This window comes from Variovorax sp. P4_B11, assembly GCF_056402355.1.
This window is the reverse complement of sequence record NZ_JBFUHO010000011.1, coordinates 91,152-104,251: the sequence shown is the minus strand read 5'-3', so window position 1 is coordinate 104,251 and position 13,100 is coordinate 91,152. Positions and strand designations below refer to the sequence as shown.

The following is a 13,100-nucleotide window of genomic DNA, read 5'->3' as shown; positions in this document are numbered from 1 at the left end:
GGCCTCAGCCCTTGTAGAGCATCGAGTCGACCATCAGGCGCGACGAGAAGATGCCCTTGTCCGAGAACAGGTCGAAGAACTTCTGGAAGTAGGCGATGTCGCCGGGCGTGAACTCGTTGTACATCGTGTAGGCCGCCAGCGGCACCTCGCCGGTCAGCGGGCCCTCGATCGCGGTGTAGCCCTTGAGGTACTGGCGCGCTTCGGCCGGCTTGCTGCGCACGAAGGCCACGCCCTGCCCGTAGGCGGTGATGAACTTCTTCGCCGCCTCGGGATTCTTCTTGATCAGCGCCGAGGTCAGCGAGGCCGAGCCGCCGAACCACGGCGCCATCGGATCGCCCAGCACGTATTTCGCGATCACGCCGGCTTCCAGCACCCGCGTGCTGCCGTTGAGCCGTCCGATGGTGCCGGTCGGCTCCAGCGTGTAGCAGCCATCGACCTGCCCCGCGGCGAGCGCCGCCACGTGCTGGCCGATCGGCAGTTCGACCACCGTCGCACCGGTAGCGCCGCCGCGTTCGAGCACCGCCTTGGCCAGCGTCACGTTCTGGATGCCGGGACCCGAGGCGACCCGCTTGCCCTTCAGGTCGGCCATCACCTTGGCGGTGCTCGCGGTCGGCACCAGCACCTGGTCGAGCACGTTCTTCACGTTGCTCGGGTTGGAGCAGAAGATCTTGAAGCTGCCGGGCGCCGCGATCTCGCCGATCGCGATGTTGGCCGAGCCGGTGCCGTTGGCGCTGCCGTCGCAGCGGTCGGCCAGCATCGCTTCCATGATCTGCTGCGCGCCGGCATAGCGCTGCACCTCGACATCGAGGCCGGCGGCCTTGAAGTAGCCCAGTTCGACCGCGGAATAGAAGGGCAGGCCGGCCGCGATCGGCCAGTAGCCGATGCGGATCTTCGGTGCGCCCTGGGCCCGCACGATGGCCGGCGCGGCGAGCACCGCCAGTCCGGCGGCACCGGCCTGCAGCAGCTGGCGCCGCGAAGCCGGGGTGGCGAGGGTCAGGGGTTTCTTGCTGGGGGCCATGGGTACTCCGGATGAAGGTGAAGAGGAGGAATCAGTTCGCGGCGGCGCTGCGCGCGGCGATGTAGGCGCGCCAGCCGCCGAGCCCGGTGATGTCGTCGGCGCCGGCCACCGCCAGCGCCTCGCAGAGGAAGCCCTGCACGCTGCGGCCGTCGGCCAGCAGCAGGCTGCCAATGCCCAGCGGCGCCGGGATCAGGGCGACGAAGCTGCCGTAGTGCGTCGTCGGCATTTCCCATATCTCGAGCGCGATCGCCGCGCCCTCGCCGGCGGCCACGCGCAGCAGCCCGGGCTTGGGCGGCACAGTGCCTGGCAGCGCATAGAGCCGGTAGTCCGGCGCGGTGTGCGTGGCGGCGATCAGGCGGGCGCCGCGCTCGGTCAGCTGGCCGTTCAGCGGCATGCCCGACAAGTGGGCGCCGACCACCGCGACCTGGACCGTCGGCACCGCGGCGATCAGCGGCAGGTCTTGCAGCGGGGGCAGCGGCTCGCGCGTGGCGCCGAGCGGCAGCCCGGTGGCATGGTGGAAGCGCTGGCCAAGCTCGGCCAGCTGGAAGTCGCTGCCGGCACGGCCGATCAGCGTGATGCCGAAGGGCAGCCCGTCGGCGCGCAGGCTGGCGGGCACCGAGATCGCCGCGTAGTCGAGCAGGTTCACGAAGTTCGTGTACTCGCCAAGGTTGCGGTTGAGCGCCACCGGATCGGCCTGCATCGCCTCGATCGTGTAGTGGGCCGGCGCGGTGGGCACCAGCAGCACGTCGATGTCGCTCCACATCGCGGCGGCGCGCTGGCCCAGCGCGTGCAGCCGGGTGCGGGCATCGACGAAGTCGGCGGCGCTGTAGCCGCGGCCCTGCGCCAGGATGCCGCGCACCGGCGCCACCACCTCGGCTTCGTGGGCGTCGAAGAACGCGCGCACCGCGGCGTAGCGTTCGGCGACCAGCGCACTGTCGTAGAGCAGCGCGGCTGCATTGGCGAGCGGCGCGTAGTCGATCTCGACCGGCGTGCCGCCCAGGGCGCGCAGCTGCTCGATCGCGCGCTCGAAGGCGGCCTGCGACTGCGCGTCGCCGAAGAAGTTCAACGCCGAAGGCAGGCCGAAGCGGAAGGCCGCGGGCAGCGGCCGGGTCGCGAGCGCCAGCTTGCGGCCGTAGGGGTCCTCCGGGTCGTAGCCCATCGCCGCGTGCAGCACGCGGGCCGCGACCGCGACCGTGCGCGCGAAGATCGAGACGCAGTCGACGCTCTGCGCCGCCGGCACCACGCCGCGCGCGCTCAGCAGCCCGCGCGAGGGCTTGATGCCGACGATGTTGTTGAGCCCGGCCGGCACCCGGCCCGAGCCCGCGGTGTCGGTGCCGAGCGCGAAGTCGGCCTGCGCAGTCGCCACCACATAAGCCGAACCCGAGCTCGAGCCACCCGACACGTAGCGCGGATCGAAGCTGTTGGGCACCGCGCCATAAGGGGAGCGGGTGCCGTTCAGTCCGCAGGCGAACTGGTCGAGGTTGGTCTTGCCCAGCAGCGCCGCACCGGCATCGAGCAGACGCTGCACCACGTGGGCGTGCGCCGCGGGCGTCCGGGCGAAGGCGGGACAGGCCGCCGTGGTGGGCACGCCGGCGACGTCGATGTTGTCCTTGGCGGCGAAGCCCAGGCCGGCCAGCGGCCCGGCTGCGGCACCGGCCAGGGGCGCCGCGAGCCGCGTGATCCACGCCGCGGCGGCCCGGCCTTCCAACTGTGGCTTGGCATCGCCCGGACGCTCTACCTGTTCATGCACCATCATCAAGCATCCTGTCTTGTGTACAAGATGCCTTGCAAAGGATGTGCCAGCTGCGCCGCCGGCATCGGTGGCGCATGCGGGAATAATGCAGGGCCTCAACCTCCCGCACCGAATGTCCGCACCGCAGGCTGCCGAAGCCCCCCCGTCCCTGCCCTGGCGCGACGCGCTCAAGGTCTATCTCGAACCCGCCTCGCTGCGCATGCTGGCGCTCGGCTTCTCGGCCGGCCTGCCGCTGCTGCTGGTGCTGGGCACGCTGAGCTTCCGCCTGCGCGAGGCCGGCATCGACCGATCCACCATCGGCTTCCTGAGCTGGGTCGGCCTCGCCTATGGCTTCAAATGGGTCTGGGCGCCGCTGGTCGACCGCCTGCCGGTGCCGCCGCTGACCACCCTGCTCGGCCGCCGCCGCGGCTGGCTGCTGCTGGCCCAGATGGCGGTGATCGCCGGGCTGGCCGGCATGGCCTTCAACGATCCGCGCGACGGCCTGCCGCCGCTGGTCTGGTGCGCGCTGCTGGTGGCCTTCGGCTCGGCGACACAGGACATCGCGCTGGACGCCTTCCGCATCGAGTCGGCTGCCACCCGCAAGCAGGCCGCGCTGGCCGCCTGCTACCAGACCGGTTATCGCCTGGCGATGATCTGGGCCGGGGCCGGCGTGCTGTGGGTCGCCGCCTGGGCCGAACTGCCCGGTGTCGCCGGCTACCAGAACGGCGCCTGGAAGACCGCCTACCTGGTGATGGCGGGCTCGATGGCGATCGGCATCCTGACGGTGCTGCTGTCGCCCGAACCGGTGCGCGTCACGCTGCCGCAGCCCCGGGGGGCCCGCGAATGGCTGCAAAGCGTGCTGGTCGAGCCCTTCGCCGACTTCATCCGCCGCTACCGCTGGCAGGCGGTGCTGATCCTGTCGCTGATCGCGGTCTACCGCATCAGCGACGTGGTGATGGGCATCATGGCCAACCCCTTCTATGTCGACATGGGCTTCACCAAGGACGAGGTCGCCACGGTCAGCAAGATCTACGGCGTGGTGATGACGCTGGCCGGCGCCTTCGTCGGCGGCGTGCTGTCGATGAAGCTGGGCGTGATGCGGGTGCTGATGCTCGGCGCGGTGCTCAGCGCCGCCAGCAACCTGCTGTTCGCCGGCCTGGCCTCGCGCGGGCACGACCTTTCGGCGCTGGTGCTGGTGGTGTCGGCCGACAACCTGGCCGGCGGCATCGCCTCGGCGGCATTCATCGCCTACCTGTCGAGCCTGACCAACATCAACTATTCGGCCACCCAGTACGCGCTGTTCAGCTCGCTGATGCTGCTGCTGCCGAAGTTCATCGCCGGCTATTCCGGCGTCTTCGTGGACAACTTCGGCTACAGCGCCTTCTTCATCGGCACCGCGGTGCTGGGGGTGCCGGTGCTGCTGCTGGTGGCGCTGGCGTCGCGGGCGGCCGGGAACGGCAACGGCAACGGCAAGGCCACCGGCCCGGCACCCGCGCAGGAGGCCGCGCCAGGCTCGCCGCGGCCGCGCAAGCCCACCTGAGCGCCCTGCCCTGCGCGTTCGGGGCCGCAAGGTCGCGGCTTCGGCCGACCCGAAGGGTATCGCCCAACTGGTAGGCTGTCGTGTTTTAGACATCTCACCCTGCCCAACGTGACACCTTCACGCATTCCCCCCCTGCAGATCAGCGCCTACACCGCGACCTCGGCCGTCGGTGTGGGCAAGGCCGCCCTCAGCGACGCGCTCGAACAATCGCGCAGCGGCCTGCGCGCCAACAACTTCGGCGCCTCGCCGCTGCCAACCTGGATCGGCCGTGTCGACGGCCTCGAGTCGCTCCGGCTGCCCGAGGAACTCGCGCCCTGGGATTGCCGCAACAACCGGCTGGCCTGGCTGGGCCTGCAGGCCGACGGCTTCATGGAAGCGGTCGCCGCCGCGCGCAAGCGCTACGGCCCGACCCGCATCGCGCTGATCCTCGGCACCTCGACCTCCAGCATCGGCGAGACCGAGGATGCCTACACCCAGCTGGTCGATGGCGCCTTCCCGGCCGACCAGCAGCGCCCGAAGGTGCACACGCCGCATTCGCTCGCCCTCTTCGTGCAACAGGCGCTGGGCCTCGAAGGCCCGGCCGAGACCATCTCCACGGCCTGCTCGTCGAGCGCCAAGGTGTTCGCCTCGGCCGAACGGCTGATCCGCCTCGGCCTGGTCGATGCGGCCGTGGTGGGCGGCGTCGACACGCTGTGCGGCAGCGTGCTGTTCGGCTTCAACTCGCTCGAACTGGTGTCGCCCGAGCCTTGCCGGCCCTTCGATGCCGCCCGCAACGGCATCAGCCTCGGCGAAGCGGCGGGCTTCGCGCTGGTCGAACGCGGCCGCGGCCCGCTCGAGCTGCTGGGCTACGGCGAGGCCAGCGACGCCCACCACATGTCCACCCCGCACCCCCAGGGCCTGGGCGCCGAGAAGGCGCTCGACGACGCACTGGCCCGCGCCGGCCTCGGCGCCGACGCCATCGACTACATCAACATGCACGGCACCGCCAGCACCAAGAACGACGAAGTCGAAGGCGCGATGGTGGCGCGGCGCTTCCCCGACACCACGCACGCCAGCTCGACCAAGGGCTTCACCGGCCACACGCTGGGCGCGGCCGGCATCGTCGAGGCCGTGATCAGCCTGCTGGCGATCGAGACCGGCCTGAAGCCGGGCAACGTCAACACCACCACGCTCGATGCCGGGTGCGGCCCGCAGATCCAGCTGCGGCCCGCGCGCGGCGAGGTGCGCTACGCGCTGAGCAATTCGTTCGGATTCGGCGGCAACAACTGCTCGCTGGTCTTCGGCAAGGGAGCCGCAGCATGAGCGCCGCCCGGCCGCCCGAAGGCGCTCGCACCGCAGTGCGAAGCACGAAGGTACCCCAATGAGCACCGCCCCCAAGACCCCCACCCTCTACATCGAAGGACCGGCCTTCTGGTCGGCGACGCTGCCGGGCTGGGAGACCGCCAGCGCGGTCTTCCGCGGCGAGGCCGCGCCAGCCGACCCGCCGGCCAAGCGGCCCTCGCCCCAGCTGCTGGCGCCGGCCGAACGCCGGCGCGCACCCGACACGGTGGCATTGGCGCTCGAAGTGGCGGCCGCGGCCGTGGCCGCTTCCGGCCGCAATGGCGCCGACCTGCCCTGCGTCTTCGCTTCGGCGCACGGCGACCTCGGCATCAACGACTACATGTGCGGCACGCTGGCCACCGACCCGCTGCTGCTGTCGCCGATCAAGTTCCACAACTCGGTGCACAACGCCGCGGTCGGCTACTGGACCATCGGCACCGGCTGCATGGCGGCCAGCAACTCGCTCGCGGCCTACGAGAGCAGCTTCGCATCCGGCCTGCTGGAAGCGGCCGCGCAGTGCGCCGCCGACCAGCGCGCCGTGCTGCTGGCCGGCTACGACATGCCGGCGGTCGGCGCGCTGGCCTCGGTCACCACCAGCCGCGAGATGCTGGCCGTGGCCCTGGTGCTGTCGCCCACGCGCACCGCCCGCACCGTGGCCGCCTTCGAATGGACGCTGGCGGACGGCGCCCCGCCGGCCACGCGCGCCCGCTCCGAGGCGGCCCGCGCGCTGGAGGTCAACGCGATGGCCGATGCCCTGCCGCTGTTCGAGGCGCTGGCGCGCGGCGAACCGGAGTCGCTGAGTCTCCCGCTCTCGGCCACGCTGTCGCTGCAGCTGCAGCTGCAGCCCGACGTGCAGCTCGAAGCGCAAGGCTGAGGACCGACGGAGGCCCGCCGCCACGCCGGCAGCCGCTGCTGCGCGCCCCGTCACCAAGGTTTACCCATCTTTACGAAGCGTTCAACCCTGCGCGACCGCGCGGGAGGAAGCTCGGGCCCTGAGCACAACCACCGTGGCACGCCGCACGCAGACACACCGATGAGCACTCCGCAACTCCTGATGATCGAAGACGACATCCGCCTGGCGCAGATGGTGGGCGAGTACCTGACGCAATCGGGTTTCGGCTTCGCGCACGCGGCCGACGGCGCCAGCGGGCTCGCGATGCTGCAGCAGCGCTCGCCCGACCTCGTGATCCTCGACCTGATGCTGCCCGACACCGACGGCCTCGACATCTGCCGCCGGATCCGCGCGCTGCCCAACGGGCTCGCCAAGGTGTCGGTGCTCATGCTCACCGCCAAGGGCGACCCGATGGACCGCATCATCGGCCTCGAGATCGGCGCCGACGACTACCTGCCCAAGCCCTTCGAGCCGCGCGAATTGCTGGCGCGCATCCGCGCCGTGCTGCGCCGCCGCGGCGAGACCGCCGGCGAGGCCGAGGGGCCCGCCGTGATGCGCTTCGGCTCGCTGGACATCGACCGCAATGCGCGCTGCGTCACGGTCGGCGGCGAGCCTGCCGACCTCACCTCCTACCAGTTCGACCTGCTGGTCGCGATGGCCGAGCGCGCCGGGCGCGTGCTCACGCGCGACCAGATCATGGAAGCCGTGCGCGGCCGCGAGCTCGAGGCCTTCGACCGCTCGATCGACGTCCACATGGGCCGCATCCGCGCCGCCATCGAGGTCGACGCCAAGAACCCGAAGCGCATCCTCACGGTGCGCGGCGTCGGCTACGTCTTCGCCAAGCAGCAAGACTAGAAGATGGCCCCCACGCTCCTCACTTCGTGKACTCGCTGCCCCCCGAGGGGGCCGCGTCCGCCTTGGGGCGGCCCGGCGGCGGACATGGCCCCCACGCTCCTCACTTCGTGGACTCGCTGCCCCCCGAGGGGGCCSMGTCCGCCTTGGGGCGGCCCGGCGGCGGACTGACATGCTCCTCAAACTCTACCGCCGGCACCTCTACGTCCGCATCTGGCTGGCGGTGGTGGCCGGCGTCTTCATCCTCACGCTCACGGCCAACTGGATCGTGCGCGAGGCCGCCGAGAGCGAGCGCGAACGGCTGGCGCCGGTGCCGCGCGAGGTCGTGGTGCTCGATTCGGACGACAAGCCGATCGGCGCCGGCAAGGCGCTGCGCGTGCCGGGCCAGGGCCTGGAGTTCGACGTCACGCTGGGCGACGGCCGGGCGATCACGCTGCGGGTGGCGCCGCGCGAGCGTTTCCCCGGCGGCCCGCCGCCGATGTCGCCGTGGCGCACCCCCTTCGGGCTCGGCTGGATGGTGGCGCTGGTCGGCGTCATCGTGGCACTGGGCGTCTACCCGATCGTTCGCCGGCTCACCAAGCGGCTCGAAGTGCTGCAGCGCGGCGTGCAGCGCTGGGGCGAGGGCGACCTGTCGGTGCGCGTGGCCGAGGAAGGCCAGGACGAGGTGGCCGACCTCTCCAACGGCTTCAATGCCGCGGCGGCCCGCATCGAGCAGCTGGTGCGTTCGCACAAGTCGTTGTTGGCCAATGCGTCGCACGAGCTGCGCTCGCCGTTGACGCGCATCCGCATGAGCCTCGAGCTGATGGGCGAGCGGCCCAACCCGGCGGCACGCGAGGAAATCTCGCGCAACATCGCCGAGCTGGACCAGCTGATCGACGAGATCCTGCTGGCCAGCCGGCTCGACGCCAAGGAAGCCGACATGGGCACGATCGAGGCCGTCGACCTGACCGGCCTCGCGGCCGAGGAGTGCGCCCGCGTCGATGCCGACCTCGAAGTCCGGGAAGGCACCGACAGCAACGCCCTCACGGTGCGCGGCGTGCCGCGCCTGCTGCGCCGCGCCATCCGCAACCTGCTCGAGAACGCCGGCCGCTACGGTGCCGGCGAGATCAACCTGCAGATCGGCAGCCATGCCGGCCAGGCCGAGATCCGGGTCAACGACCGCGGCCCGGGCGTGCCGGCGGCGCAGCGCGAACGCATCTTCGAGCCCTTCTACCGGCTGCCGGGCGCCAGCGAGCGCCACGGCGGCGTCGGGCTCGGCCTGGCGCTGGTGAAATCGATCACCGAGCGCCACGGCGGCAGCGTGCGCTGCGAGGATCGCCCAGGCGGCGGCGCCAGTTTCGTCATTTCGTTGCCGCACTGAGGCCGCCTCGGGCGGCCTCCTAAAATCCGCCCCTATGCAGAGATCGCACATCGTTCGGCCCGCGGCCATGTTCTGGGGTCTGACGGTGTTCATGCCGGTCGGCGTGACCTACCTCTCGGCCCTGCTGCTGATGGTCGCGCTGCTGGTCGCCGGCGGCTGGCGCGAGCGGGCAGTCCGGCTGCGCCGCAACCCGATGTGGTGGCCGGTGGTGGCCTACGTGGTCTGGACCCTGGTCATCCTGGCGACCGGACCCCACTACCCCGAGACCGCGTCGAACCTGGTGCACGGGCTGCGCATCGCGGCCACCGTGCTGATGGCGCTGGCGCTCACGCGCGAGGAGGCGATCTGGGCCGTGCGCGGCTTCTGGATCACCGGGCTCGTGAACATCGTGATGATCGCGCTCTACTACACCGTCGGTTTCCCGATGCTGGAGCCCTGGCGCGGCGTGCTGATCCTGGTCGGCAACAAGTCGATCAGCAATGCGCTGCTGTTCACGATCATGGCCGCCACGGCCGCGGTGTACGGGCTCAAGGCGCTGGTCGCGCATCGGCCCTGGCGCGCCGCCGCGGCCTTCGCGCTGGTGCCGGCGGTGATGGTGATCATCACCTTCACCCTGCCTTCGCGCACCTCGCTGCTGGCCCTGCTGCTGGTGATCCCGGCCGCCTGCGTGCACCAGTGGCGGCGGCAGCTCAAGGTGCTGGCGCTGGTGCTGATGGTCGTCGGCGCGATCGGCATCGGCGCCCTGTGGAACACGCCGGTGGTGCAGCAGAAGTTCGCGGTCGGCATCCAGGAGATCGAGGCCGCGCAGGCCGGCGAGATTTCCGAAGCCAGCTGGGTCGTGCGCTACTACATGTACCGCGACACGGCCCGCATGATCATCGACCGGCCCCTCACCGGCTGGGGCATCGGCGGCTGGACCGAGCAGTGGCACCTGCGCGGGCCCAAGCTGCTCGACTACAAGAACATGCCCCACAACGACTTCCTGTGGATGGGCGCGCAAAGCGGAGTTCCGGGCGCGCTGAGCCTGCTGGTGATCATGCTGGTCGCGGTCTGGATCGCCTGGCGCCGCGACGACCTGGCCGGGCGCCAGGCCTTCGTCGCGACGCTGATCATGCTGATCGCCACCAGCGTCAACTCGGCCCTGCGCGATGCGCAGATCGGTCTGGCGCTGCTGTGGGTCGCGATGGTCTACCTGCGGCTGGCGCAGGAGCCGGGAGAGTCCTGGCGCGGGCTGCTGCCGCCGCGGTGGAATGGGGCTGCACCGGCCGGAGCACTTGCGTCGCTCTGAATTGAAGATCAGATTACGGTCTGACGATCATTTCGGAGAATCGGATGGAACACCCGTCTCGTGCCGCACCGCAGCGCTTCGTGATCAGCCACTGGAACGAGGCCGACTTCAAGACCGGGGGCTTGCGAGCCTACTCGTCCTACCGCGATCTGGGCGTCGCGGCTGCGACCAACGGCTTGGCCAAGGCCCATGTGATCCGCATGATTGCGCCGTTCCGCACCGAACTCAGCGTACGACATCACCACGATGTGCAATTCCAGCTTGTCTATTGCCTCAAGGGCTGGTTCGAGACCGACTTCGAGGGCGTGGGACCGCAGCGGCTGGTCGCCGGGTCGTGCTGGGTCCAGCCGCCCGGCATTCGCCACACGGTCGTCGGCTGGTCGGACGACTGCGAGCTCCTCGAGATCCTCATGCCGGCTGAACACGAGACCGTCAACGACGCATAGCGTCCAGCGGCCCCAGCTCAGCCCTCGCGCCCCCGCTCATAGCCCACGAACGGGCCGAAGAACACCATCTCGCGCTCGAGACCGGCAGCGATCTCGTCCTGCGTCGGAAGCTCGCCGATGAATTCGGGCCACGACTGCGCGACGTGGCGCGACCATTCCCGCGGGTCGAGCCGGCTGACCGGTCCCTGGGTGGCCAGGAACTCGAAGCCCTTCGAGCTCAGCTTCCTGACCGCGAGCCGCGTGGCGGACTCGGGATCCGTCGCCGTGGCATAGGCCGACACATAGGCGCCGGCAAGGGTCGACGGCAGGGTGCCGTTCGAGCCCCGTCCCACCTTGACGTTGACAAGGTACAAGTCGCGCACGGGAACCCCGGAAGGCTCAGTGGTGGTGGCCCGCCGCCTCGCCGGCCTTGAGCCTGTAGACCGTGCCGCAGTACGGACACTTGGCCTCGCCGGTGCGGGCGACATCGAGGTAGACCTTGGGGTGGGCGCTCCAGAGCTGCATGTCGGCCTTGGGATTGGGGCAGAACACGCCGCCCTGGTCGTTCAGGTCCTTGGCGAGGAGTTCGATGGTGCTCTTGGGGGTGGACATCGTCTTCAGACCTTGGTGAGCCAGTGGGCGTACTTGGGATTGCGGCCGTTCACGATGTCGAAGAAGGCGCTCTGGATCTTCTCGGTGACCGGGCCGCGCGAGCCGATGCCGATCTCGACGCGGTCGAGTTCGCGGATCGGCGTGACTTCGGCCGCGGTGCCGGTGAAGAAGGCTTCCTCGGCGATGTAGACCTCGTCGCGCGTGATGCGCTTCTGCACCACCTCGATGCCGAGGTCCCTGCAGATCTGCAGGACGGTGTTGCGCGTGATGCCGTTGAGCGCGCCGGCCGACAGGTCGGGCGTGTAGACCACGCCGCCCTTGACCACGAAGATGTTCTCGCCCGCGCCTTCGGAGACGAAGCCGCTGGCGTCGAGCAGCAGCGCCTCGTCGTAGCCGTCGTCGAGCGCCTCCATGTTGGCCAGGATCGAGTTGCTGTAGTTGCTGACCGCCTTCGCCTGCGTCATCGTGATGTTGACGTGATGGCGCGTGTAGCTCGAGGTCTTGACGCGGATGCCGCGCTTCATGCCCTCTTCGCCCAGGTAGGCGCCCCAGGCCCAGGCCGCGACCATGGCGTGGATCCTGTTGCCCTTGGGGCTGACGCCAAGCTTCTCGGAGCCGATCCAGACCAGCGGGCGCAGGTAGCAGCTGTCGAGCTTGTTCTCGCGTACCACCTGTTTCTGGGCCTCGTTGACCTGCTCCTGGCTGAACGGGATCTTCATGCGCAGGATCTTGGCGCTGTTGAACAGCCGCTCGGTGTGCTCGGCCAGCCGGAAGATCGCGGTGCCGTTGACCGTGTTGTAGGCGCGCACGCCCTCGAAGACACCGCAGCCGTAGTGCAGCGTGTGGCTCAGCACGTGGATCTTGGCTTCGCGCCAGTCCACGAGTTCGCCGTCCATCCAGATCTTGCCGTCACGGTCGTCCAGTGCGGGGGGCAGTGCGCTCATGTCTTTGTCCTTCAACCGGGGGGTATGTCGCAAAAGCTTTCGATTTTACGGCCGCGGGCCGGATGCGTCGGACCGACAATGGCCGGTTTTGCCAACCCGCCAGAGAAAAGGATTTCAGTGTCCGTCTTCAAGAACGTCATCGTCTACCGCATCGAAGCCACCTGGTCGCAGTCGCTCGACCAGGTCGAGCAAGGGCTGGCCACGCAGCGCTTCGTCCCCTGCAGCCCGTCGCAGGAGAAATCCGCCGGCTGGGCCGAGCCCCGTGGCCAGGCGCACGGCCCGCTGGCCGAATCCGTCGCCGGCCAGTGGCTGCTCGACTACATGATCGAGACCAAGACCCTGCCCGCCTCCGTCGTGCGCCGCAAGGTCGAGGAGCGCGCCGCGCAGATCGAGGCCAGCACCGGCCGCAAGCCCGGCAAGAAGGAAAAGAAGGAACTCAAGGAAGACGTCACCCACGAGCTGCTGCCGCTGGCCTTCACACGCCATGCGCGGGTGGCGGTCTGGATCGACCCGAAGGCCCGCCGACTGGTGGTGAACTCGAGCAATGCCTCGCGCGCCGACGAAGTGGTCACCAGCCTCGTCAAGTCGCTCGACGGCTTCGCGGTGGCGCTGGTCAACTCGCAGGTCGAGCCGGCGGCGGCGATGTCCGAGTGGCTGTCGAGCCAGGAACCGCCTGCCGGCTTCACGATCGACCGCGAATGCGAGCTCAAGGCCACCGACGAATCGAAGGCCGTGGTGCGCTACGCCAAGCACCCGCTGGACATCGACGAGGTGCGCGAGCACATCGCCGCCGGCAAGCGCCCGACCCGGCTCGCGATGACCTGGGACGACCGCGTCTCCTTCGAGCTGACCGAGGGGCTGCAGCTGCGCAAGATCGTGTTCCTCGAAGGCACGCTGGACGACGCTCCGGCCTCGGGCAAGGAAGACGACTTCGACGCCAACGCGGCGATCGCGACCGGCGAGCTGGGCCAGCTGGTGCCCGAGCTGCTGGAAGCGCTGGGCGGGGAGATGAAGCTGGGGACGGCGGCGGCGGATGCAGCGCCTGCGGCCTCGGCGGCGCCCAGGGCCGAGGCCGAAGCGGCGCTGGAAGACGAATCGGCGCCGTTCTAGGCCTTGT

The 13,100-nt window shown here is 70.0% G+C and carries 13 protein-coding genes; 8 read left to right on the top strand and 5 right to left on the bottom strand.

Going from position 1 to position 13,100, the window contains the following annotated elements; translation table 11 throughout:
* Positions 1–4: 4 nt before the first annotated feature.
* Positions 5–1,018 carry an ABC transporter substrate-binding protein gene (locus AC1DYD_RS13220; protein ID WP_478173191.1) on the bottom strand — a complete coding sequence of 338 codons (1,014 nt, stop codon included), beginning with the start codon at positions 1,016–1,018 and terminating at the stop codon, positions 5–7.
* A gap of 31 nt (positions 1,019–1,049) precedes the next feature.
* Entirely contained in the window at positions 1,050–2,774 is a 1,725-nt protein-coding gene (gene atzF, locus AC1DYD_RS13215) for an allophanate hydrolase (protein ID WP_478173190.1), read from the bottom strand.
* A gap of 109 nt (positions 2,775–2,883) precedes the next feature.
* Here atzF and AC1DYD_RS13210 point away from each other — a divergent pair, with 109 nt between their 5' ends.
* The 7 genes from AC1DYD_RS13210 to AC1DYD_RS13180 all read left to right on the top strand — a co-directional run bounded on the left by AC1DYD_RS13210 (position 2,884) and on the right by AC1DYD_RS13180 (position 10,448).
* Complete coding sequence (locus tag AC1DYD_RS13210) at positions 2,884–4,290, top strand: AmpG family muropeptide MFS transporter (RefSeq protein WP_478173189.1); 1,407 nt, start codon at positions 2,884–2,886, stop codon at positions 4,288–4,290.
* 108 nt (positions 4,291–4,398) lie between these two features.
* Positions 4,399–5,592 (top strand): beta-ketoacyl-[acyl-carrier-protein] synthase family protein, encoded by a 1,194-nt coding sequence (locus tag AC1DYD_RS13205; RefSeq protein WP_478173188.1) that lies wholly within the window; start codon positions 4,399–4,401, stop codon positions 5,590–5,592.
* A gap of 58 nt (positions 5,593–5,650) precedes the next feature.
* Positions 5,651–6,484, top strand: coding sequence for a beta-ketoacyl synthase chain length factor (locus AC1DYD_RS13200; RefSeq protein ID WP_478173187.1), 834 nt, complete (start codon positions 5,651–5,653; stop codon positions 6,482–6,484).
* 159 nt (positions 6,485–6,643) lie between these two features.
* Entirely contained in the window at positions 6,644–7,357 is a 714-nt protein-coding gene (locus tag AC1DYD_RS13195) for a response regulator (RefSeq protein ID WP_478173186.1), read from the top strand.
* A gap of 169 nt (positions 7,358–7,526) precedes the next feature.
* Positions 7,527–8,714, top strand: coding sequence for a HAMP domain-containing sensor histidine kinase (locus tag AC1DYD_RS13190; protein ID WP_478173185.1), 1,188 nt, complete (start codon positions 7,527–7,529; stop codon positions 8,712–8,714).
* 34 nt (positions 8,715–8,748) lie between these two features.
* Positions 8,749–10,002: an O-antigen ligase family protein gene (locus AC1DYD_RS13185; RefSeq protein ID WP_478173184.1), complete on the top strand. Its 1,254-nt coding sequence runs from the start codon at positions 8,749–8,751 to the stop codon at positions 10,000–10,002.
* Between the two features lie 44 nt (positions 10,003–10,046).
* On the top strand, positions 10,047–10,448 hold the full coding sequence (locus AC1DYD_RS13180; RefSeq protein ID WP_478173183.1) for a cupin domain-containing protein: 402 nt from the start codon (positions 10,047–10,049) through the stop codon (positions 10,446–10,448).
* Between the two features lie 17 nt (positions 10,449–10,465).
* Here the strand turns inward: AC1DYD_RS13180 and AC1DYD_RS13175 are convergent, their stop codons facing one another.
* Genes AC1DYD_RS13175 through AC1DYD_RS13165 form a run of 3 tightly spaced genes read right to left on the bottom strand, consistent with a single transcriptional unit; the run spans position 10,466 to position 11,983 of the window.
* Positions 10,466–10,810, bottom strand: a complete 345-nt coding sequence (locus tag AC1DYD_RS13175; protein ID WP_478173182.1) for a hypothetical protein — start codon at positions 10,808–10,810, stop codon at positions 10,466–10,468.
* 16 nt (positions 10,811–10,826) lie between these two features.
* A complete protein-coding gene (locus AC1DYD_RS13170) occupies positions 10,827–11,039 on the bottom strand; it encodes a zinc-finger domain-containing protein (protein ID WP_478107436.1) in 213 nt (70 codons plus the stop codon).
* A 5-nt stretch (positions 11,040–11,044) separates the two neighbouring features.
* On the bottom strand, positions 11,045–11,983 hold the full coding sequence (locus AC1DYD_RS13165; RefSeq protein ID WP_478173181.1) for a branched-chain amino acid transaminase: 939 nt from the start codon (positions 11,981–11,983) through the stop codon (positions 11,045–11,047).
* 117 nt (positions 11,984–12,100) lie between these two features.
* On the opposite strand from AC1DYD_RS13165, the gene AC1DYD_RS13160 reads away from it, so the two are divergent.
* Positions 12,101–13,093, top strand: a complete 993-nt coding sequence (locus AC1DYD_RS13160) for a recombination-associated protein RdgC (protein WP_478173180.1) — start codon at positions 12,101–12,103, stop codon at positions 13,091–13,093.
* Positions 13,094–13,100: the final 7 nt, after the last annotated feature.